This window comes from Pseudomonas sp. KD5 (genome assembly GCF_012932895.1).
Taxonomy (GTDB): domain Bacteria; phylum Pseudomonadota; class Gammaproteobacteria; order Pseudomonadales; family Pseudomonadaceae; genus Aquipseudomonas.
Map to the genome: position 1 here is coordinate 30,506 of NZ_JDWJ01000003.1, position 25,481 is coordinate 55,986.

Annotated in this window: 25 protein-coding genes; 12 read left to right on the forward strand and 13 right to left on the reverse strand. The window is 56.3% G+C overall.

Features of this window, described 5'->3' with window-relative positions; translation table 11 throughout:
• Window positions 1-75: 75 nt before the first annotated feature.
• The 7 genes from rpsM (at window position 76) to bfr (ending at window position 5,252) form a co-directional block, all read left to right on the forward strand.
• Window positions 76-432 carry a 30S ribosomal protein S13 gene (rpsM, locus tag AF70_RS07140; RefSeq protein ID WP_003186020.1) on the forward strand — a complete coding sequence of 119 codons (357 nt, stop codon included), beginning with the start codon at window positions 76-78 and terminating at the stop codon, window positions 430-432.
• A gap of 30 nt (window positions 433-462) precedes the next feature.
• On the forward strand, window positions 463-852 hold the full coding sequence (gene rpsK, locus AF70_RS07145) for a 30S ribosomal protein S11 (RefSeq protein WP_002555466.1): 390 nt from the start codon (window positions 463-465) through the stop codon (window positions 850-852).
• 18 nt (window positions 853-870) lie between these two features.
• The gene (rpsD, locus tag AF70_RS07150; RefSeq protein ID WP_003176404.1) at window positions 871-1,491 is read left to right on the forward strand and encodes a 30S ribosomal protein S4; all 621 of its coding nucleotides are present in this window, start codon (window positions 871-873) and stop codon (window positions 1,489-1,491) included.
• 22 nt (window positions 1,492-1,513) lie between these two features.
• The gene (rpoA, locus tag AF70_RS07155) at window positions 1,514-2,515 is read left to right on the forward strand and encodes a DNA-directed RNA polymerase subunit alpha (RefSeq protein ID WP_003186012.1); all 1,002 of its coding nucleotides are present in this window, start codon (window positions 1,514-1,516) and stop codon (window positions 2,513-2,515) included.
• A gap of 42 nt (window positions 2,516-2,557) precedes the next feature.
• Entirely contained in the window at window positions 2,558-2,944 is a 387-nt protein-coding gene (rplQ, locus tag AF70_RS07160; RefSeq protein ID WP_007924175.1) for a 50S ribosomal protein L17, read from the forward strand.
• 238 nt (window positions 2,945-3,182) lie between these two features.
• Window positions 3,183-4,637 (forward strand): catalase, encoded by a 1,455-nt coding sequence (locus AF70_RS07165; RefSeq protein ID WP_018925656.1) that lies wholly within the window; start codon window positions 3,183-3,185, stop codon window positions 4,635-4,637.
• Between the two features lie 150 nt (window positions 4,638-4,787).
• On the forward strand, window positions 4,788-5,252 hold the full coding sequence (gene bfr / locus AF70_RS07170; RefSeq protein WP_019581411.1) for a bacterioferritin: 465 nt from the start codon (window positions 4,788-4,790) through the stop codon (window positions 5,250-5,252).
• A gap of 72 nt (window positions 5,253-5,324) precedes the next feature.
• On the opposite strand, the gene uvrA is transcribed toward bfr, so the two are convergent.
• On the reverse strand, window positions 5,325-8,159 hold the full coding sequence (uvrA, locus tag AF70_RS07175) for an excinuclease ABC subunit UvrA (RefSeq protein WP_007933691.1): 2,835 nt from the start codon (window positions 8,157-8,159) through the stop codon (window positions 5,325-5,327).
• 191 nt (window positions 8,160-8,350) lie between these two features.
• Between uvrA and AF70_RS07180 the strand changes: the two genes are divergently transcribed.
• Window positions 8,351-9,748, forward strand: coding sequence for an MFS transporter (locus AF70_RS07180; RefSeq protein WP_019650831.1), 1,398 nt, complete (start codon window positions 8,351-8,353; stop codon window positions 9,746-9,748).
• A 9-nt stretch (window positions 9,749-9,757) separates the two neighbouring features.
• A complete protein-coding gene (locus tag AF70_RS07185; protein ID WP_007933689.1) occupies window positions 9,758-10,279 on the forward strand; it encodes a single-stranded DNA-binding protein in 522 nt (173 codons plus the stop codon).
• A gap of 173 nt (window positions 10,280-10,452) precedes the next feature.
• Here the strand turns inward: AF70_RS07185 and AF70_RS07190 are convergent, their stop codons facing one another.
• The 10 genes from AF70_RS07190 to AF70_RS07235 form a co-directional block, all read right to left on the reverse strand.
• Complete coding sequence (locus AF70_RS07190) at window positions 10,453-12,651, reverse strand: OsmC domain/YcaO domain-containing protein (RefSeq protein ID WP_028938801.1); 2,199 nt, start codon at window positions 12,649-12,651, stop codon at window positions 10,453-10,455.
• Between the two features lie 120 nt (window positions 12,652-12,771).
• On the reverse strand, window positions 12,772-13,929 hold the full coding sequence (locus AF70_RS07195) for a glutathionylspermidine synthase family protein (RefSeq protein WP_028938802.1): 1,158 nt from the start codon (window positions 13,927-13,929) through the stop codon (window positions 12,772-12,774).
• A 12-nt stretch (window positions 13,930-13,941) separates the two neighbouring features.
• The gene (locus AF70_RS07200) at window positions 13,942-14,670 is read right to left on the reverse strand and encodes a DUF1190 domain-containing protein (RefSeq protein WP_019581406.1); all 729 of its coding nucleotides are present in this window, start codon (window positions 14,668-14,670) and stop codon (window positions 13,942-13,944) included.
• 19 nt (window positions 14,671-14,689) lie between these two features.
• Window positions 14,690-15,118, reverse strand: a complete 429-nt coding sequence (locus AF70_RS07205) for a DUF350 domain-containing protein (RefSeq protein ID WP_018925663.1) — start codon at window positions 15,116-15,118, stop codon at window positions 14,690-14,692.
• Window positions 15,119-15,132: 14 nt separating this feature from the next.
• Window positions 15,133-15,807, reverse strand: coding sequence for a DUF2491 family protein (locus AF70_RS07210; RefSeq protein ID WP_019581405.1), 675 nt, complete (start codon window positions 15,805-15,807; stop codon window positions 15,133-15,135).
• On the reverse strand, window positions 15,794-16,828 hold the full coding sequence (locus tag AF70_RS07215; protein WP_028938803.1) for an ion channel: 1,035 nt from the start codon (window positions 16,826-16,828) through the stop codon (window positions 15,794-15,796). Before AF70_RS07215 ends, AF70_RS07210 begins: the two co-directional genes overlap by 14 nt.
• 71 nt (window positions 16,829-16,899) lie before the next feature.
• Window positions 16,900-17,463 carry a rhomboid family intramembrane serine protease gene (locus AF70_RS07220; RefSeq protein ID WP_028938804.1) on the reverse strand — a complete coding sequence of 188 codons (564 nt, stop codon included), beginning with the start codon at window positions 17,461-17,463 and terminating at the stop codon, window positions 16,900-16,902.
• A gap of 173 nt (window positions 17,464-17,636) precedes the next feature.
• The gene (locus AF70_RS07225) at window positions 17,637-18,335 is read right to left on the reverse strand and encodes a PspA/IM30 family protein (protein ID WP_007933675.1); all 699 of its coding nucleotides are present in this window, start codon (window positions 18,333-18,335) and stop codon (window positions 17,637-17,639) included.
• Between the two features lie 24 nt (window positions 18,336-18,359).
• Entirely contained in the window at window positions 18,360-18,941 is a 582-nt protein-coding gene (locus AF70_RS07230; RefSeq protein WP_018925667.1) for a YjfI family protein, read from the reverse strand.
• A gap of 282 nt (window positions 18,942-19,223) precedes the next feature.
• Window positions 19,224-19,772: a cysteine hydrolase family protein gene (locus AF70_RS07235; RefSeq protein WP_028938805.1), complete on the reverse strand. Its 549-nt coding sequence runs from the start codon at window positions 19,770-19,772 to the stop codon at window positions 19,224-19,226.
• 101 nt (window positions 19,773-19,873) lie between these two features.
• Here AF70_RS07235 and AF70_RS07240 point away from each other — a divergent pair, with 101 nt between their 5' ends.
• Window positions 19,874-20,866 (forward strand): GlxA family transcriptional regulator, encoded by a 993-nt coding sequence (locus AF70_RS07240; protein WP_028938806.1) that lies wholly within the window; start codon window positions 19,874-19,876, stop codon window positions 20,864-20,866.
• A 132-nt stretch (window positions 20,867-20,998) separates the two neighbouring features.
• On the opposite strand, the gene AF70_RS07245 is transcribed toward AF70_RS07240, so the two are convergent.
• Window positions 20,999-21,892, reverse strand: a complete 894-nt coding sequence (locus tag AF70_RS07245) for an HNH endonuclease (protein WP_028938807.1) — start codon at window positions 21,890-21,892, stop codon at window positions 20,999-21,001.
• Window positions 21,889-23,334, reverse strand: coding sequence for an ATP-dependent endonuclease (locus AF70_RS07250; RefSeq protein WP_028938808.1), 1,446 nt, complete (start codon window positions 23,332-23,334; stop codon window positions 21,889-21,891). Before AF70_RS07250 ends, AF70_RS07245 begins: the two co-directional genes overlap by 4 nt.
• Before the next feature lie 249 nt (window positions 23,335-23,583).
• Here AF70_RS07250 and AF70_RS07255 point away from each other — a divergent pair, with 249 nt between their 5' ends.
• Together AF70_RS07255 and AF70_RS07260 are read left to right on the forward strand one after the other, a co-directional pair.
• Complete coding sequence (locus AF70_RS07255) at window positions 23,584-24,693, forward strand: DUF3182 family protein (RefSeq protein WP_028938809.1); 1,110 nt, start codon at window positions 23,584-23,586, stop codon at window positions 24,691-24,693.
• Window positions 24,683-25,441 (forward strand): S9 family peptidase, encoded by a 759-nt coding sequence (locus tag AF70_RS07260; RefSeq protein ID WP_019581399.1) that lies wholly within the window; start codon window positions 24,683-24,685, stop codon window positions 25,439-25,441. Before AF70_RS07255 ends, AF70_RS07260 begins: the two co-directional genes overlap by 11 nt.
• Window positions 25,442-25,481: the final 40 nt, after the last annotated feature.

Sequence of the window (25,481 nt, forward strand, 5' to 3'; positions counted from 1 at the left end):
ATTACAGCGATATTATCTCGCGCCCTATTTCTTGGCTTCCGGGGCGTAGGTAGCTGTCAATTGGAGTCCCACTGAATGGCCCGTATTGCAGGCGTTAACATTCCAGATAACAAGCATACTGTTATCTCGCTGACCTACATCTATGGTGTTGGTCGCACTACTGCACAGAAAATTTGTGCAGTGACTGGGGTAAACCCAGCGGCAAAGATCAAAGATCTGAGCGACGAGCAGATTGAACAGCTGCGTGGCGAAGTGGCGAAGTTCACCACTGAAGGTGACCTGCGTCGCGAAATCAACATGAAAATCAAGCGTTTGATGGACCTCGGTTGCTATCGCGGTCTGCGTCATCGTCGTGGTCTGCCAGTACGCGGTCAGCGTACCAAGACCAACGCGCGTACCCGTAAAGGTCCGCGTAAGCCGATCCGCAAGTAATCGCCCCAGCGAATCGACAGGAAATTAATCATGGCAAAACCTGCTGCTCGTCCTCGTAAAAAAGTTAAAAAGACAGTGGTTGATGGCATCGCCCACATCCATGCTTCTTTTAACAACACCATCGTGACCATCACCGACCGTCAAGGTAACGCTCTTTCCTGGGCTACCTCCGGTGGTTCGGGTTTCCGCGGTTCCCGCAAGTCCACCCCGTTCGCTGCTCAAGTAGCTGCTGAACGTGCTGGTCAAGCTGCGCTGGAATACGGCCTGAAAAACCTCGACGTTAACGTCAAAGGTCCAGGTCCAGGTCGTGAATCCGCAGTCCGCGCTTTGAACGGCTGTGGCTACAAGATCGCCAGCATCACCGACGTGACGCCAATCCCGCACAACGGGTGCCGTCCGCCGAAGAAGCGCCGCGTGTAATCCAGGAGATTGTAAAGAATGGCTCGTTACATTGGTCCAAAATGCAAACTCGCTCGTCGCGAAGGCACCGATCTCTTTCTGAAGAGCGGCGTGCGCGCGATCGAATCGAAGTGCAACATCGAAGCAGCACCTGGTATCCACGGCCAACGCCGCGGTCGCCAGTCCGATTACGGCACCCAACTGCGTGAAAAGCAGAAGGTCCGTCGTATCTACGGCGTTCTCGAGCGTCAATTCAGCGGCTACTACAAAGAAGCTGCTGGCAAGAAAGGCGCAACTGGCGAAAACCTGTTGCAACTGCTCGAATGCCGTCTGGACAACGTTGTATACCGTATGGGTTTTGGCTCTACTCGTGCCGAATCCCGTCAGCTGGTATCGCACAAGTCGATCAGCGTTAACGGTCAGACCGTAAACGTTCCGTCCTACCAGGTTCGTGCTGGTGACGTGGTCGCAGTTCGCGAGAAAGCAAAGAACCAACTTCGCATTGTCCAAGCTCTCGATCTGTGTGCCCAACGTGGCCGCGTAGAATGGGTAGAAGTAGACACTGAGAAGAAGTCGGGCGTTTTCAAGAACGTTCCTGCTCGCAGTGATCTGTCCGCCGACATCAACGAAAGCCTGATTGTCGAGCTCTACTCCAAGTAAGGGCTAGAAAATAGGTGCATCCATGCAGATTTCGGTAAATGAGTTCCTGACACCCCGCCATATTGATGTGCAGGTTGTCAGTCCAACCCGCGCCAAGATCACACTCGAGCCTCTCGAGCGTGGTTTCGGCCACACCCTGGGCAACGCGCTGCGCCGCATCCTGTTGTCCTCAATGCCCGGCTGTGCAGTAGTCGAGGCCGAGATTGACGGTGTGCTCCACGAGTACAGCGCCATCGAAGGTGTACAGGAAGACGTAATTGAAATCCTGTTGAACCTTAAAGGTCTGGCTATCAAGCTGCACGGTCGAGACGAAGTTACGCTGACCTTGTCGAAGAAGGGTTCGGGGGTGGTTACCGCTGCCGATATTCAGCTGGATCATGATGTCGAGATCGTTAACCCCGATCACGTAATCGCTAACCTGGCGTCTAACGGCGCCCTGAACATGAAGCTCACCGTAGCTCGTGGTCGTGGTTATGAACCGGCAGACTCGCGTCAGAGCGATGAAGACGAAAGCCGCAGCATCGGTCGCTTGCAGCTCGACTCTTCGTTCAGCCCGGTTCGCCGTATCGCATACGTGGTGGAAAACGCCCGTGTCGAACAGCGTACTAACCTGGACAAGCTGGTTATTGATCTGGAAACCAACGGTACCCTGGATCCTGAAGAGGCTATCCGCCGTGCTGCAACCATTCTGCAACAGCAGTTGGCTGCGTTCGTCGATCTCAAAGGTGACAGTGAGCCAGTGGTTGTCGAGCAGGAAGACGAGATCGATCCGATCCTGCTTCGCCCGGTTGACGATCTGGAACTGACTGTACGTTCGGCTAACTGCCTTAAGGCGGAAAACATCTACTACATCGGCGACCTGATTCAGCGTACCGAAGTAGAGCTGTTGAAGACTCCGAACCTTGGCAAGAAATCCTTGACTGAAATCAAGGACGTTCTGGCCTCCCGCGGTCTGTCCCTCGGCATGCGCCTCGACAACTGGCCGCCTGCAAGTCTTAAGAAGGACGACAAGGCGACTGCCTGATCGTCGTAATCACCGAACGTTGTGTTTGGTAAGGAATGAACCATGCGTCATCGTAAAAGTGGTCGTCACCTGAGCCGCACCAGCTCGCACCGCAAGGCCATGTTTCAAAACATGGCGGTGTCGCTGTTCGAGCACGAGCTGATCAAAACTACACTGCCAAAAGCCAAAGAACTGCGCCGCGTTGCTGAGCCGCTGATCACTTTGGCCAAGACAGACAGCCTGGCTAACCGCCGTCTGGCTTTCGACCGTACTCGTTCGAAAGCTATCGTTGGTAAGCTCTTCAACGACCTGGGCAAGCGTTACGCTACCCGTGAGGGTGGCTACCTGCGCATCCTCAAGTGCGGTTTCCGCGCTGGCGACAACGCGCCTATGGCGTACGTCGAGTTGGTTGATCGTGCTGTCGGCGGTGAAGCTGTATCCGCTGAGTAAGACGTCAGTCTGAAACAAAGAACCGGGCCTAGTGCCCGGTTTTTTGTGCCCGCAAGAAATGCGCCCTGCGTACAAGCTTCAAACCCTTCCCTATAGGCACTATATGCTTGGGTTGATCATTAGTAATTTTCTATTGATGTCTGCAAATTAATGAATTTGTGACTGTCATGTTGATGATCAATACTTCCCACCAAGCCGATTTAGCCGGCAGTTCAAGACTGACAGAGGAAGAGATCGCATGAGCCAAAACAAAACACTTACGACCGCCAGCGGCGCTCCTGTCGCCGACAACCAGAATTCCCGCTCCGCCGGCCCTCGTGGCCCTCTGCTGCTCGACGATTTCCACCTGATCGAGAAGCTTGCCCACTTCAATCGTGAAAACATCCCGGAGCGTCGCGTACACGCCAAAGGCTCGGGTGCTTACGGCACGTTCACTGTGACTCGCGATATCACTCAATACTCCAGCGCCAAGCTGTTTGAGTCTGTTGGCAAACAAACCCCGACCTTCCTGCGGTTCTCCACAGTGGGTGGCGAGCGCGGCTCGGCTGACACCGAGCGTGATCCACGCGGTTTTGCCCTGAAGTTCTACACCGAGGAAGGCAACTGGGACATCGTCGGTAACAACACGCCGGTGTTCTTCATCCGTGATCCGCTGAAATTCCCTGACTTTATCCACACCCAGAAGCGTCTGCCGCAAAGCAACCTGAAAAGCGCGCAGATGATGTGGGATTTCTGGTCGCATTCGCCTGAGGCGCTGCACCAGGTCACTATCCTGTTTTCGGACCGCGGCATCCCTGACGGTTACCGTCACATGCACGGTTTCGGCAGCCACACCTACAGCTTGATCAACGCCAATGGCGAGCGTCATTGGGTGAAGTGGCATTATAAAACCAAGCAAGGGATCAAGAACCTCGCTCCGGCAGAAGCGGCGCGCCTGGCCGGTACCGATCCGGATTACGCACAACGTGACCTGTTCGGCGCCATTGAGCGCGGTGACTTCCCGAAATGGAGTGTCAACATTCAGATCATGACCGAGGCTCAGGCCTCGGCTCACTACGAGAACCCGTTTGACGTGACCAAGACCTGGTCGCAGAAAGAGTTTCCGTTGATCGAAGTGGGCGAGCTTGAGCTCAACCGCAATCCGCTGAACTACTTCGCTGAAGTCGAGCAGGCCGCGTTCGGTCCGAGCAACATGGTCCCAGGCGTCGGCCTGTCACCTGATCGCATGCTGCAGGGGCGTGTGTTCGCTTACGCGGATGCTCACCGCTACCGCGTGGGCACCAATCACCAGCAGCTGCCAGTGAATGCACCTCGCAGTCCGGTCAACACTTACCAGCGCGATGGTTCGATGGCGTTTGGCAGTAATGGCGGTGCGGCGCCGAACTACGAGCCGAACAGCTACGTTGAATCACCGAAACAGGCACCGCACTACGCGGAACCTGCCTTGGCCTTGAGCGGTGCGGCTGACCGCTACGATCATCGTGAGGATACCGACTACTACAGCCACGCGGGTGCGCTGTTCCGTCTGATGAACGATGAGCAGAAAGCGCTGCTGATCAACAACATTGCCGGTGCGATGGCTGGGGTTTCCGGCGACGTGGTTGATCGTCAGCTGCAGCATTTCTTCAAGGCCGATCCGGCTTATGGAGAAGGCATCGCGAAGGCGTTGGGCGTACAGCTTAACGAAGTCTAAACGAGAAGCAGAACCGCCCTCATTAGGGCGGTTTTTTGCGTTATTTGAACCCATTTTCTCAGAATATCTTCGCTTTTATTGCGACGGGCGAGTGACCTTCAGGTCAGGTTGGTTCAAACTACAGCCTTTCAAGCAGGGAGATGTAGGGCGATGCAAGGTCACCCAGACGTAATCGATTACCTCAACACGTTGCTGACAGGCGAACTGGCAGCGCGTGATCAATATTTCATCCATTCGCGGATGTACGAGGACTGGGGGTTCACCGAGCTCTACGAGCGTATCAACCACGAGATGGAAGAAGAGGCTCAGCACGCTGATGCGCTGATGCGTCGGATCCTGATGCTCGAAGGTACGCCGCGCATGCGTCCGGACGATCTCGATGTTGGCACCACTGTGCCTGACATGCTCGCCGCTGACCTGCGTCTGGAATATAAAGTTCGTGCAGCTCTGTGCAAAGGCATCGAGCTTTGCGAGTTGCACAAGGACTATGTCACCCGCGAGATCCTGCGCATTCAGCTGAACGACACCGAGGAAGATCACACCTATTGGCTGGAGAAACAGCTGGGTTTGATCAAGTTGATCGGTCTGGAGAATTACCTGCAATCGCAGTTCTGATTTTTAGACCGGCGACGCACAAAAAAGCCCCTGTCACCGACAAAGTGACAGGGGCTTTTTCATGGGCCTGATTCAGGCCTTGTCGCGAGCCAGCAGTGGTTTGAGGTAGTAGCCAGTGTGAGACTGCTTCATCTCGGACACGTCTTCCGGCGTACCGACGGCAATGATCTGGCCGCCCTTGGAGCCGCCTTCCGGCCCCAGGTCCACCAACCAGTCGGCGGTCTTGATCACATCCAGGTTGTGTTCGATCACCACCACGGTATTGCCGTGATCGCGCAAGCGATGCAGAACATCGAGCAGTTGTTGGATATCAGCGAAGTGCAAGCCGGTAGTCGGCTCATCGAGGATATACAGGGTTTTGCCGGTATCGCGCTTGGACAACTCGCGGGACAGTTTCACCCGCTGGGCCTCACCGCCCGACAGCGTCGTCGCCGATTGTCCCAGCTTGATGTACGAAAGGCCTACGTCCATCAGCGTCTGAAGCTTACGGGCCAAGGCCGGAACCGCGTCGAAGAACACCCGGGCTTCCTCGATGGTCATTTCGAGGGTTTCGTGGATGCTCTTGCCCTTGTATTTGATCTCAAGGGTTTCGCGGTTGTAGCGCTTGCTCTTGCAGACGTCGCACGGGACATAGATGTCCGGCAGGAAGTGCATCTCCACCTTGATCAGGCCATCGCCCTGGCAAGCTTCACAGCGCCCGCCCTTCACGTTGAAGGAGAAACGCCCTGGCCCGTAACCGCGGGAGCGGGATTCCGGTACGCCGGCGAACAACTCGCGAATTGGCGTGAACAACCCGGTGTAGGTCGCCGGGTTGGAGCGCGGCGTGCGACCGATCGGGCTCTGATCGATGTCGACGACTTTATCCAGGTGCTCAAGGCCCTTGATGCTGTCGTGAGCCGCCGCTTCCAGGGTCGTTGCCCCGTTGAGTGCGGTAGCGCTCAAGGGAAACAACGTGTTGTTGATCAGCGTCGATTTGCCCGAGCCGGACACGCCGGTCACGCAAGTCAGCAGGCCGATTGGAATCTCCAGGTCGACATTGCGCAGATTGTTGCCGCGAGCACCCTTGAGGGACAGCGACAGCTTCTTGTTACGAGGTGTGCGTTTGGCTGGAACGGCGATCTTCACTCGGCCCGACAAATACTTGCCAGTCAGAGAGTCAGGGTGAGCCATGACTTCGTCCGGCGTACCTTCGGCAACGATATGTCCACCGTGCACACCCGCGCCCGGGCCGATATCCACTACATAGTCGGCCAGACGAATCGCGTCTTCGTCGTGCTCGACCACGATTACCGTGTTGCCGATGTCCCGCAGATGCTTGAGGGTGCCCAGCAACCGGTCGTTGTCCCGCTGGTGCAGGCCAATTGACGGTTCATCGAGGATGTACAGAACCCCCACCAGGCCGGCGCCAATCTGACTGGCCAGGCGGATACGCTGGGCCTCACCGCCGGACAGCGTGTCGGCACTGCGATCCAGTGACAGATAGTCCAGGCCTACGTTGACCAGAAACTGCAGGCGTTCGCGGATTTCCTTGAGGATCTTGTCGGCAATTTCGCCACGGCGGCCGGTCAGCTTCAGCACGCCGAAGTATTCGCAGGCATCGCCGATCGGCAAGTTGGTCACCGCCGGCAAGGTCTTCTCGCCAACCCAAACGTGTCGCGCCTCGCGACGCAGACGGGTGCCACGGCAATCCGGGCAAGGCTGGGTGCTGAGGAACTTGGCCAGTTCTTCACGGACCGAAGCCGATTCGGTTTCGCGGTAGCGACGTTCCAGGTTCGGCACGATGCCTTCGAACGGGTGCGAACGTTTGACGATATCGCCGCGGTCGTTCAGGTACTTGAAGTCGACATTCTGCGAGCCGCTACCATGCAGGATGAATTTCTGCTGATCGGCCGGCAGTTCGTTGAACGGCACTTCGAGGCTGAACTTGTAGTGGGCGGCCAGCGAGCCAAGCATCTGGAAGTAATAGACGTTTCGCCGGTCCCAGCCGCGGATCGCGCCTTCGGCCAGGGTCAGTTCACTGTTCACCAATCGTTTGGTGTCGAAGAACTGTTTAACCCCCAGGCCATCACAGGTCGGGCAGGCGCCGGCTGGGTTGTTGAAGGAAAACAGCTTGGGTTCCAGCTCGCTGATGGCGTGGCCGCAGATCGGACAGGCAAAGCGTGCGGAGAAGATGATTTCTTCGCCGGGCTCGTCGTCCATTGGCGCCACGAGAGCGATGCCGTCCGCCAGTTTCAGCGCGGTCTCGAACGATTCGGCCAGGCGTTGTTGCAGATCGGCGCGGACCTTGAAGCGGTCGACCACGACGTCGATCGAATGCTTCTTCTGTTTATCCAGCTTCGGCAACTCGTCCAGCTCACAGAGCTTGCCGTTGACCCGGGCCCGCACAAAGCCCTGGGCCCGCAGTTCTTCGAAGACCGAGAGGTGTTCGCCCTTGCGCTCGCGGATCACAGGGGCCAGTAGCATCAGTTTGCTGCCCTCCGGTTGCGCCAGCACCAGGTCGACCATCTGGCTGACGGTCTGGGCTTCCAGCGGAATGTCGTGGTCCGGGCAGCGCGGAATACCGACGCGAGCGTAGAGCAGGCGCAGGTAATCGTAGATTTCGGTAATGGTGCCAACCGTCGAGCGTGGGTTGTGCGAGGTCGACTTCTGTTCGATGGATATCGCTGGCGACAGACCTTCGATGGTGTCGACGTCAGGTTTTTCCATCATCGACAGGAATTGCCGGGCGTAGGCCGACAGCGATTCGACATAGCGGCGCTGGCCTTCGGCGTACAGCGTGTCGAAGGCCAGGGACGACTTGCCGGATCCGGACAGGCCGGTGATGACGATCAGTTTGTCCCGTGGCAGGGTCAGGTCGATGTTCTTCAGGTTGTGGGTTCGGGCCCCACGAATCAGGATCTTGTCCAAAGTGGCCTCGCTCGGCGGGCGTCGAAAACGTAGGAGTATACGGCCAAATACTGGATGGATGCACACTATCAAATGAGGGGCGCGCAGCCTTGCGTGAAGATTGCGTCATCTGTACGCGTCATAGCGTCGCGATATACCCCGTCAATCGATGGGACTGGTAGAATCGCCGCCGGTTCACATGAGGTTTTTCCATGCACGATCCCCACAGCGAACGCATGAGTGGCAGTGAGACCCGCGCAGCAAGCGGTCTGGCCCTGGTGTTCGCCTTCCGTATGCTTGGCATGTTCATGGTGTTGCCGGTGCTGGCGACCTATGGGATGGACCTGGCGGGCGCGACCCCGGCCCTCATCGGGTTGGCGATTGGCGCTTACGGCCTGACCCAGGCGATTTTTCAGATTCCCTTTGGCTTCATTTCCGACCGCATCGGTCGACGTCCAGTGATTTACCTGGGGCTGATCGTTTTCGCCCTGGGGAGTGTGCTGGCGGCCAATGCCGATTCGATCTGGGGCGTTATCGCCGGACGCATCCTGCAGGGCGCCGGGGCGATTTCCGCGGCGGTCATGGCGTTGCTGTCGGACCTGACCCGGGAACAGCATCGGACCAAAGCCATGGCCATGATCGGCATGACGATCGGTCTGTCGTTCGCGATCGCCATGGTGGTAGGGCCATTGCTGACCCGTGCCTTCGGCCTCTCTGGGCTGTTCTTCGCCACCGGCGGGATGGCACTGCTTGGCATCGTTATCGTGATGTTCATGGTGCCGCGCGCCACCGGGCCATTGCAGCACCGCGAGTCCGGTGTCGCGCGTCAGGCGCTGATACCGACGCTCAAGCACCCGGACCTGCTGCGCCTGGACCTGGGCATTTTTGTGTTGCACGCGATGTTGATGTCGAGCTTCGTTGCATTACCCCTGGCGCTGGTCGAAAAAGCCGGTTTGCCCAAGGAGCAGCACTGGTGGGTGTACCTCGCTGCGCTGCTGATTTCTTTCTTCGCCATGATCCCGTTCATTATCTACGGCGAGAAGAAACGCAAAATGAAACGAGTTTTATTGGGCGCGGTGCTGACGCTGATGCTCACTGAGCTATTCTTCTGGCAGTTCGGCGACAGCTTGCGGGCTCTGGTAATCGGCACGGTGGTGTTTTTCACCGCGTTCAATCTGCTGGAAGCGTCCTTGCCGTCGCTGATCAGCAAGGTTTCACCGGCAGGCGGCAAAGGCACGGCGATGGGGGTTTATTCCACCAGTCAGTTCCTCGGTTCGGCACTGGGCGGGATCCTCGGCGGCTGGCTGTTTCAGCACGGCGGTTTGTCGGTTGTGTTCCTGGGATGTGCCGGGCTGGCTGCACTTTGGCTGGCCTTTGCTGTTACCATGCGCGAACCACCTTACGTCACGAGCCTGCGCTTGCCGTTGTCGCCCGAGGCGATCCGCGAAGCGGGTCTGGTTGAGCGCCTGAAGGCCGTCGTAGGGGTAACAGATGCGGTGATCGTTGCTGATGAAGCGGCGATTTACATCAAATTGGACACAGAACTATTGGATCGCACGACCCTTGAGCGCCTGGTGAACAACCCGGCCGAGGCAGCGTGCGTAGCCTAGGAGAACGTTATGGCCCGTGGGGTTAACAAAGTCATATTGGTCGGCACTTGCGGCCAGGATCCCGAAGTTCGCTACTTGCCTAACGGTAACGCCGTGACCAACCTGAGTCTGGCGACCAGCGAACAGTGGACCGACAAGCAAACCGGTCAGAAGGTCGAGAAGACCGAATGGCACCGTGTTTCGATGTTCGGCAAAGTGGCCGAAATCGCCGGCGAATACCTGCGTAAAGGTTCGCAGGTCTACATCGAAGGCAAGCTGCAGACCCGCGAGTGGGAAAAAGACGGTATCAAGCGTTACACCACTGAAATCGTGGTCGACATGCAAGGCACCATGCAACTGCTGGGCGGCCGTCCACAGCAGGGCGACCAACAAGGCGGGGGCAATAACTACCAGCAATCCGCTCCAGCCCCACGCCAGCAGGCTCCGCGTCCGCAGCAGTCGGCACCGCAACAGTCGCGCCCGGCTCCTCCGCAGGCCGCACCGCAACCGGCTCCGGATTTCGACAGCTTTGATGACGATATTCCGTTCTAGGCATTACCATAGACTTTTTTGTAAAGTTTAGGTCTGGAACCCCCGATCAGTCCTCTCGACTGGTCGGGGGTTTTCTTTTGCGCACCAGATTGTAGGAGCCGGCTTGCTGGCGATGAACGATAACTCGGTTTGTCTGGTTAACCGCGGCGCCTGGATCGCCAGCAAGCCGGCTCCTACAGAGAGGTCATGTTGGCCCGCGCCATGTGCAGTTTTTTGTAGCTGTCGATCAGGCGCAAGTGTCTATCGAGCCCCTCCAGCTTCATGCTGGTCGGCGTCAAGCCATGGAAGCGCACGCTGCCGTTCACCGATCCGATCGCTGCATCCATCCGCTCGTTGCCAAACATCCGGCGGAAGTTGGCCTCGTAGTCTTCCAGTTCCAGGTCTTCGTCCAGTTTCATCTCCAGCACCACATTCACGGCTTGATAGAACAAGCCGCGCTCAACCGTGTTGTCGTTGTACTGCAGGAACATTTCCACCGCCTCTTTCGCTTCTTCAAATTGTTGCAAGGCGAGATAGATCAGCAGCTTCAACTCCAGGATCGTCAGCTGACCCCAGGCGGTATTGTCGTCAAATTCGATGCCGATCAAGGTGGTGATGTCGGTGTAGTCGTCCAGCTCACTTTCCACCAGACGCTCAACCAGCGCTTGCAGCTCTTCTTCGTCCAGGCGATGCAGGTTCAGGATGTCGGCGCGGAAGAACAGCGCTTTGTTGGTGTTATCCCAGATCAGATCGTCTACTGGATAAATTTCCGAATAGTCTGGCACCAGGATGCGGCAGGCCGTTGCACCGATATGCTCGTAGACCGCCATGTACACTTCTTTGCCCATGCCTTCGAGAATGCCGAACAAGGTCGCGGCTTCCTCGGCATTCGAGTTTTCACCCTGGCCGGAGAAGTCCCACTCCACGAATTCGTAATCCGATTTTGAGCTGAAGAAGCGCCACGACACCACGCCGCTGGAGTCGATAAAGTGCTCGACGAAGTTATTCGGCTCGGTCACCGCATGACCTTCAAACGTCGGCTGGGGCAGGTCGTTGAGGCCTTCGAAGCTGCGGCCCTGGAGCAATTCGGTCAGGCTGCGTTCCAGCGCCACTTCCAGGCTCGGGTGCGCGCCGAACGAGGCGAACACCCCGCCGGTACGCGGGTTCATCAACGTGACGCACATCACCGGGAATTCACCTCCCAGGGACGCATCCTTCACCAGCACCGGGAACCCTTGCTCTTCCAGTGCCTGAATCCCGGCCAGTATTCCAGGGTACTTCGCCAGCACGTGAGCCGGCACATCCGGCAGGGCAAATTCACCTTCGATGATTTCGCGTTTTACCGCGCGCTCGAAGATCTCCGACAGGCACTGCACCTGGGCTTCGGCCAGCGTGTTACCGGCACTCATGCCGTTGCTCAGGAACAGGTTTTCAATCAGGTTGGATGGGAAATACACCACCTCGCCGTCGGACTGGCGCACGTACGGCAGCGAGCAGATGCCGCGCTCTTCATTGCCCGAGTTGGTATCGATCAGATGGGAACCACGCAGCTCGCCGTCGCGGTTGTAAATCTTCAGGCAGTACTCGTCGAGGATTTCGGCCGGCAGTGCATCTTTACGGCCAGGCTTGAACCAGCGTTCGTCCGGGTAGTGCACAAACGCTGCGTCGGCGATGTCTTCGCCCCAGAACTGGTCGTTGTAGAAGAAGTTGCAGTTGAGTCGCTCGATAAACTCGCCCAACGCCGACGCCAACGCGCCTTCCTTGGTCGCACCCTTGCCGTTGGTAAAGCACATCGGGGAGTGCGCATCGCGGATATGCAGCGACCACACATTGGGCACGATATTGCGCCACGAGGCGATTTCAATCTTCATGCCCAGGTCCGCCAGAATGGCCGACATATTGCCGATGGTTTGCTCCAGCGGCAGATCCTTGCCGGCAATATAGGTGCTCGCCCCTGAGTTGGAAGCAGGCATCAACAACGCCTGGGCATCGGCGTCGAGGTTGTCCACCTCTTCGATCACAAACTCAGGCCCGGCTTGCACCACTTTTTTCACGGTGCAACGGTCGATGGAGCGCAGGATGCCCTGGCGGTCCTTGTCGGAGATGTCCGCCGGCAACTCGACCTGGATCTTGAAAATCTGGTTGTAGCGGTTTTCAGGGTCAACAATATTGTTCTGCGACAGGCGGATGTTATCCGTGGGGATATTGCGCGTGTTGCAGTACAACTTCACAAAATACGCCGCACACAACGCCGACGAAGCCAGGAAGTAGTCGAACGGACCCGGTGCCGAGCCATCGCCCTTGTAGCGGATAGGTTGATCGGCCACCACCGTGAAGTCATCGAACTTGGCTTCAAGTCGCAGGTTGTCGAGAAAGTTGACCTTGATTTCCATGGGGGATTACCAGAATAACGGCTAAACGAATGGCCGCCATTATCCGGCATTTGCGCAGTAAGTCTTGTAGGTGTCTGACGATATGTCGACACCAGTCCTTTTTAGTGGGCGATGGAGGGCTCAGTCGAGTATCAGATGCGGCAAGAACCGGCTCGAATCCTTGGTAATCAAGCTGTTGTCCTCACGCACGCCGATACCGGCTGCCTGATCCCCGATTACCCAGGAGCCGATCAGCGTGTAGCTGTCGCCAAATTTCGGCAGCGGGGCAAACTCCTGAAGGATAAACGGCGCATCAGTGTAGGGGCCGTCCTCTTTTACGATCAGACCCTCAGCGGTTTGCAGCTCAATGTTTGCGCCTTCCCGTGAGAAGAACGGCTTGCGGACCCAACCTTTGGGCACCGCTTTACTCGGATCGGAGTCCAGATGCGCCGCGAGCAGGTTCGGGTGACCTTGGTTGAACTCCCACAGCAGCGGCAGGATGCCCTTGTTGGAGATGATGGATTTCCAGGGTGGTTCGAAAAACTGCGTATCGCTCTGCGCAATCGCTGTGCCGAAGGGTTCGTGGAAGATGAACTCCCAGGCATGCAGTTTGAACAGGTGAGGGATCCAGCGATCTTCGAGGTCAACGAAACGTCCGTCACTGGTGAGGCCAATGTCCTCGATATCGATGTGCCGCGATTTGATGCCGACCTTTTCCGCGACCAGGCGCAGGTAGTCGGTGGTGCCCTTGTCTTCGACCGAGTCTTTCATCGAGGCGAAATAGAAGGGCTGTTTGAGCTGCAGTTGGGCAAAAGCCTGATGCAGCTTGGTGTCGATGCTGTTGAACTGGTCGGCGTGCCTGGGCAGCAAGCCGCGCTCGATGCATTGCTCCAGCCAGCCCCACTGAAACGCCGCGGCCTCATACAGGCTGGTCGGCGTGTCGTAGTTGAGTTCCAGCAGCTTGGCTGGCCCGCTGCCGTTGTAGGAGAAGTCCATGCGCCCATACAGGTGCGGGTGGCCTTCGAGCCATGAAGTGCGAACCATGTCGAAGAACGGCGCGGGGATGCTCAGGCGCTCCAGCAACTCTTCGCTTTGCACCACTCGCGCCACCAGGTCCATGCACATCTCATGAACTTCGGTGGTCGGGTCTTCGAGGTCGTTCTCGATCTGCTTGAGCGTGAACTGGTAGTACGCGCTCTCGTCCCAATAGGGTTCGTCGTCGATGGTATGGAACAGAAAGCCGAGACTTTCGGCGGTCTGTTTCCAGTCATGACGCTCTGCGCAGAGGATTTTCTTCATGGCCTTGTTCCCTTAGCTGCTCGAACCGCCAAAGCTCTTGCCTGATCCACCCCAGCCACTGCGTGCGCTGGCCTGGCTGCCGAAGCCGCCGCGGGAAGTGGATGATGCAACGGACACTGGCTTGCTGCGGGTGATGGTGTCGGTGTAACTGCCACTGCTGCCGTACCGCGCCTGATTGGACCTGTTGAAGGTTGAACCTGACGATACCCGCTGACTGAGTGTCGAGGACGAGTAGTCACCGCGATCATCGCGATAGCGGTAGACCGGCTCGGAGTAGTAACTGTTGCGGTTGTTGCTGAGCATGTTGCCGATCAACAGTCCCGTCAGCAGGCTACTGCCGGAGAAGCCCGACCCTGCGGCATTGGCTTCCGATGCGGGCAATTTAGCCTTGGCCGCGTCCACTTCGGACTGCGTCACCTCGCCATCGGCACTCAGTTCGAAGCCGCCGAGCTTGGGGATGAATTTGCCGGCGGAATCCTGCTGGCACCAGTCGGCGACAAAGTCGGCGTCGCAATCAGCCTGGTTGTCGTACACCGGCGCAATGCTTCGATGCTGGGCCATGGCCTTCATATAGGCGTCAGAACAGATGTCGACCGGGAGCTTTTCATCGGCGCACTGCTGAACGGACTGGAAATTGTACTTTTTGTGTATCTCGTAGGTTTTTTCCGTCGGCCCGCAGCCTGATATGGCCATGGCGACCGATGCCGCCAGCGAGAGCTGAACGTACTTGCTTCGTTTCATCGCAATCTCCGTGGCGCAATCAGTTCTGGGAAGGGGTCATGCACGCGGCGTTCAACATGCCGACGCTGATGGCCACTGCCGCGACATAGATACCCGCAGCGATTTCGCCGTTCTTGATGCGTTCAGAGGCGCCTTTGAGCACCAGGCTGGTCACCAGGAACGCCAGCAGTTGGACGAAAGCGGCGATCACCGCCCAGACGACGAAGTCCAGAATGCTGATCGAGTAGGCGATTACATTGCTGGCCGGAATGGCGAATCCGATGATGGCGCCTCCCAGTGCGATGGCGGCCGCAACGTTGCCCGCACGGATCAGTTCGAATTCCCGGTGCGGTGTGATTCGGGTGTAGATGAACTGGAACAGCGCGAACAGCACGGCGGCGCCGAGGATGTACAAAACAAACCCGAGTACGGCGGCTTTGTTCAGGGAGATTGAGAGCGCTTCAAGCATGGACTTCTTCCTTTTTAAAAAGTGTTCAGGTCGGTGGTGTACAGCGAAATACCCAGCGAAGTGCTCAAGCTGATGGTGCCCTCGGCGTCTTCTTCGACGGAAAACAGCAGGAATTCCCGGCGATCGGTCAGGCCGGTTTCGCGGGCGTACAACATCGAACGGTGCCCGATGCTGTAGGTCTCATCCGGATTCTTCAGGTGTTCGCTCAACGGCACCAGTTCGGTCTGGCCGTTCTCGGTGCCCCATTCGCGGGTGTATTCGACCCCGTTTAGGGTGTAGGTCGGCAGCCCGATCAGGCTTTGAGGGCCGGCCAGCCGCCGCAGCTCCGCTTCACTGTTGATGGTGACGTAACTGAGGTAGTTGAACAGGATCACCGACTCGACCTGCCCGGCGATGTCGCCGGTGGTGTGCACTTGCAGCCAGTAATCCTCGTCGTTCATGTAATAGCGCGACAGCCAGTTCGACTGCCCGAGATCAACGGTGCCGGCGCTCCAGATCTGTTGGGAGCCAGGGATGATCACGTTGGTGTTGCCGTCGAGCAACAGCTTCAGGGTGGTGTCGAACATAACCCCTTTGCCAAATGCCAGGCCCAGAGGCCCGGCGACAGGCGAGGTTCCGCTGGCTGTCCATTTCGATTCGGTATTCGCGTTCGGGGCCTCAAGCCCCAGCAACTGTTTAAACCATCCCATTGGAGATTTCCTTGAGGCGAGTAGAGGCGATGTAGAAGAGTTCGCCGCCCTTGACGCGAGTGGCGCCGGGCGGGTTGATCGAAGGCTGTCGGGCGCCTTTGGCGCGGTAGCCGATAAGGGTCGCGTTATGGCGTTCTTTCATCTGTGCATACAGATCGCCGAACGTTGCTTCAAAGGTTTCGGGCAGTCTCATCAGGTATTGGGTGGCGCCTTGGCCCACGCACAGCAATTCATTGATGACCACTGACGAGCCCGGATCCTGAGAGGCGCGCACCAACATCTCGATGGCCATGCTTGAGGTGCATTCCAGGCTGGGCGCGTAGGCGCTGGCGAGCGCGGCGATTTCATTTTCATTGAAGTGGGCGACCACATGCCCGACCGGGCTCAGTTGATTGACCGCCAGCACGGTGGCCAGGGTCAGATCATCTGAATGGGTACGCACCAGTACGCGTTCGGCGCCAGGCACGCCGGCACGCAGCAAAAGCGCGGCAGATGACAGGCTTTCACCTTTGATAAAGGCGGCCTTGCCCGGCATGGGGTTTTCTTCGAGGTCGCAATCGCAAATGACGATCAGGTTGTCATTGGACGTTTCGTCCTGCAGCAGCAACTCAATAACCCGCTCGCTGGACGCGCCTTCCCAGCCGATGAGAACGGTATGGCCGACCTTGCCGGTGAAATCGCCTTTGCCCTTCATGCCTTTTCTCCATACATCGATGACACTGCTGGTGGTTTTGCCGATGGCTGCCGTCAGCAGCGCAATGCCCCCGAGCATGACCCAGGTGGCCACGAAAATCCGTCCCGCAGCTGTCTGTGGCGCAAGATCGCCGTAGCCGACGGTGAGCGTAGTGGTGAGATAGAAGTAGGTGAACGTGGCGGGAGCGATGAGGTGTTGTTCGCCCAGAAACGCCAGGCCGAGCCAGGCCGTGCTCAGGTGTACGCCCAGCGCAATGGCCAGGCCGGCCCAGCCGAAGCGATGGAAGAAGGACGCAGCGTACGCGCGCAATAAAAGGAAAATCGACATTACATCCCTGACTCCTTGGGGGCTCATTCCTGGCGACGTAATCGCTCGGGCATCTGAGTGCTCGAGTGCGGTTACCGGGCGGCATTAAACCTGCTGCGCGGCGTAGATAACAGTACCTTGGCTGCAATAAAACCGCCGATTGCACCAAAAATATGCCCTTCGAAGGAAATGCCCCGGCGCGGAAGGAAGCCAACAATCAGCCCGCCATAAAGCAGGGCCACGACACTGGCCGTTATCAGGTTGCTCCAGCTCCTCTGGAACCAGGCGCGCGAAAGAAGATACGCCCACAGCCCGAACACCCAGCCGCTGGCACCGATATGCACGCCGGCAAAACCGAACAGCCAGATCAGCGAACCGCCCAGCAAAATGATGATAGCGCTGACGGCCATGAACCGGTTGAGCCCTTCGACGATGACCAGGGTACCGAGGATCAAAAAGGCAATCAGGTTGGCACTCAGGTGCGCAAAGGATGTGTGCAAGAAAGGCGAGGTGATGATGCCGACCAGTCCGTGCAGGGTTCTCGGAACCAGGCCGAAGGCGTTAAGGCTGTAGCCGGTCGCCACATTGAGCAGTTGCAGCGCAACCATGAAGATGGCCAGGCCAGCGATTGTCTTGAAACCCTTCAGGGCATCCATCCTTGACCTCGACTCGGCAGTAAAGAAGGGCGATCAATTAATGCCTGCCAGTTAAGAGATAGAACAAGCACTGAGTAAAGTTGTGGCGAGGGAGCTTGCTCCCTCGCCACAGGGTCAGCGCACTTGACTGACTGGCATCAGGGCAATGAATGCCCTTTCTGCTGGGGTATTGCTTACTCGGCCGATTTTTTCTTCAGGCGTTCCAGGATCGCATTGGCGCTGCCTTCATCCGGCGTGATGCCGGCTTCGCGAAGCTTGCGCTCCAGGTCGGTGCCGGTCGACGCGTCGGCCAGTTCGTCCTGGGCTTGCAGTTCAGCGGCGCGTTGCTGCTGCTTGGCCTGCAGGCGGTTCAGCGTACCGACGGCGGTTTCCAGCTTGCCGTTGGCGCCGCCACTGGCGATCGAAGCGCTGACCTGGGCTTTCTGTACGCTTTCGCGAGCCTTGGCCATGTCCACTTGCTGGCGCAGGCTTTTGATGCGGTTTTCAGCCTTGGTGATGTCTTTGCGCATGTTGTCGGCGTATCCACCGAATTCGGTGGCCTGCTTTTGCTCGACATCCAGTTCATTGGTCAGGGTCGAAATGGCTTCGGCCACCTCCAGTGCCAGGTCTTCGCGGTTGGCCTGGATGGCGGCCAGGGCCTTGGATTCCAGGTCCTTGATCTTGGCGTTGTACTCGCTGACGCGGTCAGCCGACAGTTTGTGCTTGGCCATGATGGTGACCAGCTCACGCTTGGCGTTGGCCAGCGCGCTGTCCGCATCGCGAATTTCCTGGTCGAGAATGCGCAGGGCCTGTTGGTCGACGATCGATTCGCCGACTTCATTGGCACCGCCACGCAACGCGGTGAACAATTTGCTCCAGATGGACTGAGTCATTGGATATATCCTGTTCCCGAATAATTAATTGAAGAAGCGTTCAAAGGCTTCGCTGGCGCGCTGGACGTTGTCGACGAGGGTTTTGATCTCAGTCACGACGTTGGTCAGGCTGGAGTCGGAGCTCAGCGCGCCGAACATGTTGTAAACGACCTGCCCGTTGGGCATGGACTCGATACCGATCGAGGACAGCGGGAACATTTCCCGGCTGCGCAGCACGGCATCGTTGAAGGCCGGGACGTCGTTGATCGACTCGACATCGACCAGAACGGTATCGACGATGATCTGATCGCCCACCACCGCGATGTAAATCGGCAAGCCACCGAAATCGTTCATTTCCAGCTTGATGCTGGATTCGGAGCCTTGAACGAGGGAGAGGGTGATTTCGTTCGCAACCACTTCGTCGAGGGCCTGGAGGGCGCTGTAGAGGCGATCGATGTTCCAGTTATTACCTGCGCTCATGTAATTCTCCGACATGAATGAGCCAGCCAGAATCGGTTGGCGTAGCTGTTTCTCCATCTGCTTGAGCAGGCTTCGATTTTCGGGAAGCACCCAAGTCTCGTGTTTCACATAGCCGGCGGCACCCAGGCCCGCGCGCATCTGCTTCATGTAGAAGCTCGATGGTTTTTTCGCGGAGGGTTTCGAGCGCTCTCCTTTGCGGCTCGCTGAATCGGTAACAGACCCGGTAGGCGGATCTGATGGAGAGCTGCTTTTCATGGTGCTGATCCCGTTGTGAAAAAACTCACGCGTGAGAAACACTACAGGCAATATTTGCGGACCTCAATAGCTCACGCGTGAGATTTTTTCGACGGTTGCGCAGGTGTATGAAAAAGAAGGGAAGCAGCATGATTCCGGTCAGTTAAGCGTAATCCTGTGGAACGGGCCTCTCATCTAACCAGCCAGAAAATCATCGGTGGACACCACGCTCGCATAAGCAAACCCCAAGGCCGACATGAACGCGGCATGCACATGGGCGGCCGGGACGGTGACGCCGTTGAACTCCAGGTCAAGGGTGGCACAGGCGTCGTGGATCACCGTGACCGTATAGCCGAAGTCTGCTGCGGCACGGGTGACGCCGTCGATGCACATGTGGCTCATGCTGCCGACGACCACCAGGTGTTCGATACCTTGCTGGTCGAGGATGGCCTTGAGTTCGGTTTCGCGGAACGCGTTGACGAAGTGCTTGAGCACCACCGGTTCATCGGCGCGGTTGAGGACTTTGGGGTGCAGCTTCGCGCCGTCGGAGCCCGGGGTGAAGAACGGCGCGGCGTCGGAGGTGAACTCGTGGCGGATGTGTACCACCGCGTCACCGGCCTCGCGAAAGGCCTGGATCAGCCGTGCAGCGTTGTCTGCGGCGGCATCGGCGCCTGCCAAAGGCCACTTGCCCTGAGGGAAGTAGTCGTTCTGGATATCGACTACGATGAGTGCTTGCTTGGTCATGAGTGTTTCCTCGAAGTGCTTGTTGGGCGTGATTCAAGTATCAGGTTTTGCAGGCCGTCCGAGGATTGGCCGCACCGACAATAGAAGGGGGAAAACTGACAATGGGCGTAGAAAGGGCAGTCGTCGAATTGGGCGTGCTGATCTATCCCGGCGCGCAGATGGCGGCGGTGCATGGGCTGACGGATCTGTTCGGGGTGGCCAACCGGATTGCCGCCGAGCATCAGACGGCGCAGTTGCCGTTGTTGCGGATCAGCCATTGGCGGGTCGAGGGCGATCAGGCGCCCGAGCGGGTCTACGACAGTCAACCCGGTCCGGACGGCGCGCTGGTGGCGGTGTTGATCCCGCCTTCGATTGGGGGTTTTTCCAAGGGCCAGGCACCGCAGGGACTGATTCGCTGGATTCGTCAGCAACACGCCAGCGGCGCGACCCTAGGCGGAGTTTGCGTGGGTTCTATACTGTTGGCCGAAAGCGGTCTGCTCGACGGTCGGAGCGCCACCACCCACTGGACCTCGGCCAAAGCCTTCGCCGAGCGTTACCCGGCGATCAAGCTCAAGGCCGACACGCCCATCGTCGATGACGGCGATCTGATCACCACCGCCGGGCTGATGGCCTGGTCAGAGCTGGGATTGCGCCTGGTGAACCGTTTACTGGGGCCGAGCATCGCCACCAGCACGGCACGCTTTCTGGTGGTGGAGCACAGCGACAGCGCGAGCGAATGCGGCAGTAATTTTTCACCGATTCTCAGCCATGGCGATGCCTCGATTCTCAAGGTCCAGCATTGGCTGCAAAGCACCGGGGCGGTCGATGTCTCGCTGGCGGCAATGGCCGAACGGGCGGGGCTGGAAGAGCGCACCTTCCTGCGGCGATTCCGCGCGGCGACCGGGTTGAAACCCACCGAGTACTGCCAGCACCTGCGCGTCGGCAAGGCGCGCGAGATGCTCGAATTCACCAACGGCACCATTGATCACATTGCCTGGACCGTGGGTTATCAGGACCCGAGTGCGTTTCGGGCGACGTTCAAAAAGATTACCGGGCTAGCGCCGAGTGATTACCGGACGCGGTTTGGCGTGACGCCGCAGAGAGCGATTCTTTAAACGCGGTTTTGACCTGTTATATTTTTTGAGGATAGGGAGCTATATTTTAAGTTGACGTCTCTTTGAGTGGAGACGCCAAATTATTGGGCTTCTATTTTGACGAGTGCCATATATTAATTTTTTTGATGATGGCTAAAGACCAAGGGCTGATTCGATCTTTTCGGCCTTTATTTTTAGTGATACATACTGTACAAACTCCTCACTATTGAACATTCCTTTCATGAGAGCGCAGCGCCAATGACTTTGCCCAAAGCGCGATACGGTTTTATTATAAAAGGACTTTAGGTCTTCCTTGATTTCATGAGGCTGAAATCGCATGGAGAATGCAGTAATAGAGTCTAAGGTATTAGTTATTTCGTCATTGGATGCCTCTTTGTATCTCTCTAGTAGATTTAATCTCGCGAAGTGTGATGTGATCATTTCGAAAGATTCAATTCGGATTCCTTCGTTATGGACTAGTTTATATCTCGCTACCGGAATGCCATTTTCATATGTGATATTGCAGGTAAGGAATTCCTGGGTAGGTATTTCGTCAAGATAAAAGTTTATTATCTTTCGCTTGTGGTTTAATCTCCAGTAATCCCCTTTTTTGCCGTTGCATTCAAGGCAGCAAGGAATTAAGTTGATTGCCAAGACTGCGTATTCAGGGTAGTTATCTTTAGGTAAGTAGTGGTCAGTCGAATTTGGTGAAAGTATTCCGCAGTAGGGGCAGGTATTTTGCCAGTCGACGTGTTGAAGTTTTTTTATTGCTGTTTTCATTGCGTCAAGTTGTTTGCCATTGCCCGTGTAAGTGTCTAGCAAACTAATTTTTTCTAGTCCTGCATATGTGGAGTCTTCGATCAAGTGAAGTTTTATTTTGTCAAAATTTGACTCATAATGTTCGTATTTTGTCTTTATGGCTGCAGATATAAGAATCAGGGCGGCTTTTTTTTCGTTCGGTTTCGTTTTTACCGTATTTTGTTTTGCGTTAACTATTTGCTGGAAATAGGTGAAGTGCTGGTCGGGGAGATATTTAAAGTTTTTCATTCTGTATAGCACCCCTTCAAGTAGATTTCTGCGTTTAAACTTAATCGTCCTGAAAACATTGCCTGGATATTTTCGAATGAATGCTTTGCTGACAATAGTTTTAAAACTTTTTTGTAGTTTTGTTCGGTGTTTACGGTTTCGAATACTGATTTTGTAATTGTTGTCAAATTTTCGCCAAAGGTTTCAATGTCCAAGTTTCGAACATTGGGCGTGTTTCCTGTGCGTTCAAAAACTCTAACGTTTGTCGAAGGTATTTCTTGTAGGATAATAGGGGAGTGGGTCGCCAGAATAGCGTACGAATTAAAATTTTTTAGTAAGTGGTTAAGCATTATTACAAGTTTTGAAATTGCATTCGGATGCAGGTGCATTTCTGGTTCGTCAAATAAGATCAGAGAGTCGTCTCTTATGTTTGCAATGATCTCGGTGATTACATACATTAGAATGCTCTGGCCGGAACTCAACGTTCCCTCACTGTTGTGAGCTACTTTTGAATATAGTTCTTTTACGAAAAGATCTTCATAAATATTGTTTAATATCGGAGGATCAATAATTATGCTTAGCACCGCACTCCAGTGGGAAACTCTGGATGACTTTACAATTCGATCACAGGCCTGTTTGTAGATGCTCTCGAGCTTTTTGGGGGTCATGAAACCGCTGTCATCTTTCAGGCCGCAGTATTTATAACTAAAAGTTTTTTTTGTTCGGGGGCGTTTAAATTTGTCAAATGCACTATAAGAAACAGCTATGATCTTGTTGAAGAGAGGTCGGCTAGGAGAGAATGTTCCATGCGCCTCTTCACCACTTAAAGCAAGAGATAATTTTGATAGGTATTGAGTCTTGCCTGTGCCATTGCCCCCGACGATAGCTATCACTCTATTGGGGAGTTCTGTGTTTTTTATAAATTTGAAGTTTGCATCATGTTCAGTATCCGCACTTCCTATGCGACAAGAAAAATTAAAGTCGAACTCCTCGTCAAATGAGGTTTTTTGTAGAGTATTTAATCCTCTTTTTAAAGATTTTTCAGCTTCGCTGAAACGAATGAGCGAGCTCGTATACACATCAAGGTGGTCAAAATCGTCGACTAAGCCAGGGTTTGTTGCTAGGTCGTTCAAAGAGTCAAGTAGTTGTGCGGATTCATTATTTAAGTTGTTCGCTACTCTGTTATAGAATTCAAGGTCTTGGCCTAATGAGCAATAGGCTTCTGGTAATGTTGTAAAGGGGTCGGGGATGAGTACGTAGCCATTTGAGTCGTAATGGCTTTCATCGTTTGAGATAATTTTTATTTTGCCTAGAGATGTCCGAAGAGACGTTGATTTGTAAACCCATAACGTGAAAAGTGTTTTCTTTCCATAATCGTCCCAAGTGTCACGAGTCAGAGTGAAAAAAGGAAAGTCTTTGATGCTCAGGATTTTTGCTGCAGAAGGCTCTAGATGAAATTCCATATTCATTCCTTTGATTCTATTATGATGTGGTGCAGAGATTTAATTTGGACAAATTAACGGTGTTATTTGATAAAGCCGCCATGCAAAAAGCGATAGATTCAATCGGTATCGTGCAAAATACCACAGGCCAAACGCCATTACACGGTGCCAACCTACTGATCTTACGATGGTTGTTTATTCGTATGGTTTTGGCCTGATCCCTGCACCCCTCCAGCTACATTTATCCAACGCAGATTGAAGGGGGGACGCATGACCCCAACAAATCGCAAGAAACTGGTACTCGCCCATTCGGTACGGCCCGATGCCCCGCTGCACGAAGTTGAAACCAATCGCGCGCTGGCCCGCTGGCTGGCGCAGATCGTCGGGCTCGAATACGGCGGCAGTTACGACCCGCAACTGCACAGCGGTCGTGACCGCTATCTGTTGCCGACCCAGACGCTGGTGGGCGCCGCTACCGCCCGGAAGCTGGGCGTCAAAGGGCCGGAGGATTTGTGGGGCGGTTACGTCGACCACGATTTCATCGGTACCAAAGCCATCAGTCATGGGCTGTTGAACCGCGATGCGTTCGCGCCCGAAGGCTGGGCACCGTTGTTTTGCGAACGGGTGCGCAGCGTCGTGCTCGACGGCCTCAGCGTGTTCTCCCTGGACGATGCGCGCCCGGCGGCGGAGCACCTGCTCTACAGCGGCCCGATCCGCATCAAGCCTATTCACGCCTGCGCCGGGCGCGGTCAGGAAGTGATCAAGAGCCTCGACCAGTTCGACGCCATCCTCGCTCGCCCCGAGGCCAAGGCACTGTTCACCGAAGGCGTTGTGCTGGAGCAGGATTTGACCGAGGTGATCACCCACAGCGTCGGCCAAAGCTTCATCGGCGACAAAGTGCTGAGTTATTGCGGTGATCAATACTTGACCGAAGACGCTCAGGGCGAGCAGGTTTATGGAGGGTCCAACCTGTTGGTGGTGCAGGGTTATTACGAGGACCTGCTGGCGCTGGAACTGCTGGATGAGGTGAGGCTGGCGATCCAGCAGGCACAGGTATTCGACAGTGCGGCGGATGAAGCCTACCCCGGTTTCTATGCTTCGCGGCGCAACTACGACATCGCCCAGGGGCTGGACTGCAACGGCCGACAACGCAGCGGCGTGCTCGAACAATCCTGGCGTTTGGGCGGTGCCAGCAGCGCCGAAGTCGCGGCGTTGCAGAGCTTTGTCAGCGACCCCGGCCTGCGTGCGATTCGCGTGTCGTCGGTCGAAACCTATAGCGATCAATCGCTGCCGGAGAACGCCATCGAGATTTACCGCGGGCCGGCGGAGCGCAGTGATTTTCTTCTCAAGTACGTGACGGTCAAATCCTATGACGGCTAGAAGCGAAACCATTCAGATCGACATCGACGATGAACAGATGAGCGGGACTTTCCTCAGCCCCAAATCGAAAGTCCCGGGGGTGCTTTTCGTCCACGGTTGGGGCGGTAGCCAGGAGCGCGACCTGGAGCGCGCCAAAGGCATCGCCGGGTTGGGTTGTGTGTGCCTGACGTTCGACTTGCGAGGTCATACCGGCGGGACCGGCATTCCGTTGTCCAGGGTTACCCGCGAAGACAACCTGCGCGACCTGCTGGCAGCCTACGACCGCTTGCTCGCCCACCCGGCGCTCGACACCTCCGCGATTGCGGTGGTCGGCACCAGTTATGGCGGTTATCTGGCGGCGATCCTGACGACGTTGCGTCCGGTGCGCTGGTTGGCGCTGCGGGTGCCGGCGTTGTACCGCGACGACTTGTGGCACACGCCCAAGCGTGAGTTGGACAAAGCCGACTTGCGCGACTATCGCGGCACGCTGGTGCGCGCCGACAGCAATCGCGCGTTGCACGCCTGCTCGCAATTCACCGGGGATGTGTTGCTGGTGGAGTCCGAGACCGATGCCTATGTGCCCCACGCGACGATCATGAGTTACCGCGCCGCGTGCCAACAGACTCACTCGCTGACTCACCGGATCATCGATGGTGCGGATCACGCCTTGAGCGACCCGGTTTCGCAGCAGGCGTACACCTCGATCCTGGTGGGCTGGATCACCGAGATGGTGGTGGGTGAGCGGTTGAGCATCATTCAATCGAGTTGAGAGAGGCGGTGGTCTTGCGATCATTCGTGGATGCGACCGC

Excerpts from the sequence above, each read along its gene's own strand:
- rpsD (WP_003176404.1), top strand. The coding sequence starts at position 871 with ATGGCTCGTTACATTGGTCCAAAATGCAAACTCGCTCGTCGCGAAGGC.
- rpsM (WP_003186020.1), top strand. The coding sequence starts at position 76 with ATGGCCCGTATTGCAGGCGTTAACATTCCAGATAACAAGCATACTGTT.
- AF70_RS07245 (WP_028938807.1), bottom strand. The coding sequence starts at position 21,892 with ATGAAAAACTTTAAATATCTCCCCGACCAGCACTTCACCTATTTCCAG.
- AF70_RS07220 (WP_028938804.1), bottom strand. The coding sequence starts at position 17,463 with ATGGATGCCCTGAAGGGTTTCAAGACAATCGCTGGCCTGGCCATCTTC.
- AF70_RS07225 (WP_007933675.1), bottom strand. The coding sequence starts at position 18,335 with ATGACTCAGTCCATCTGGAGCAAATTGTTCACCGCGTTGCGTGGCGGT.
- rplQ (WP_007924175.1), top strand. The coding sequence starts at position 2,558 with ATGCGTCATCGTAAAAGTGGTCGTCACCTGAGCCGCACCAGCTCGCAC.
- bfr (WP_019581411.1), top strand. The coding sequence starts at position 4,788 with ATGCAAGGTCACCCAGACGTAATCGATTACCTCAACACGTTGCTGACA.
- AF70_RS07250 (WP_028938808.1), bottom strand. The coding sequence starts at position 23,334 with ATGGAATTTCATCTAGAGCCTTCTGCAGCAAAAATCCTGAGCATCAAA.
- AF70_RS07185 (WP_007933689.1), top strand. The coding sequence starts at position 9,758 with ATGGCCCGTGGGGTTAACAAAGTCATATTGGTCGGCACTTGCGGCCAG.
- AF70_RS07230 (WP_018925667.1), bottom strand. The coding sequence starts at position 18,941 with ATGAAGCAGATGCGCGCGGGCCTGGGTGCCGCCGGCTATGTGAAACAC.
- AF70_RS07235 (WP_028938805.1), bottom strand. The coding sequence starts at position 19,772 with ATGACCAAGCAAGCACTCATCGTAGTCGATATCCAGAACGACTACTTC.
- AF70_RS07190 (WP_028938801.1), bottom strand. The coding sequence starts at position 12,651 with ATGGAAATCAAGGTCAACTTTCTCGACAACCTGCGACTTGAAGCCAAG.
- AF70_RS07200 (WP_019581406.1), bottom strand. The coding sequence starts at position 14,670 with ATGAAACGAAGCAAGTACGTTCAGCTCTCGCTGGCGGCATCGGTCGCC.
- rpoA (WP_003186012.1), top strand. The coding sequence starts at position 1,514 with ATGCAGATTTCGGTAAATGAGTTCCTGACACCCCGCCATATTGATGTG.
- AF70_RS07165 (WP_018925656.1), top strand. The coding sequence starts at position 3,183 with ATGAGCCAAAACAAAACACTTACGACCGCCAGCGGCGCTCCTGTCGCC.
- rpsK (WP_002555466.1), top strand. The coding sequence starts at position 463 with ATGGCAAAACCTGCTGCTCGTCCTCGTAAAAAAGTTAAAAAGACAGTG.
- AF70_RS07240 (WP_028938806.1), top strand. The coding sequence starts at position 19,874 with ATGGGCGTAGAAAGGGCAGTCGTCGAATTGGGCGTGCTGATCTATCCC.
- AF70_RS07255 (WP_028938809.1), top strand. The coding sequence starts at position 23,584 with ATGACCCCAACAAATCGCAAGAAACTGGTACTCGCCCATTCGGTACGG.
- AF70_RS07260 (WP_019581399.1), top strand. The coding sequence starts at position 24,683 with ATGACGGCTAGAAGCGAAACCATTCAGATCGACATCGACGATGAACAG.
- AF70_RS07210 (WP_019581405.1), bottom strand. The coding sequence starts at position 15,807 with ATGGGATGGTTTAAACAGTTGCTGGGGCTTGAGGCCCCGAACGCGAAT.
- AF70_RS07180 (WP_019650831.1), top strand. The coding sequence starts at position 8,351 with ATGCACGATCCCCACAGCGAACGCATGAGTGGCAGTGAGACCCGCGCA.
- AF70_RS07205 (WP_018925663.1), bottom strand. The coding sequence starts at position 15,118 with ATGCTTGAAGCGCTCTCAATCTCCCTGAACAAAGCCGCCGTACTCGGG.
- AF70_RS07195 (WP_028938802.1), bottom strand. The coding sequence starts at position 13,929 with ATGAAGAAAATCCTCTGCGCAGAGCGTCATGACTGGAAACAGACCGCC.
- AF70_RS07215 (WP_028938803.1), bottom strand. The coding sequence starts at position 16,828 with ATGTCGATTTTCCTTTTATTGCGCGCGTACGCTGCGTCCTTCTTCCAT.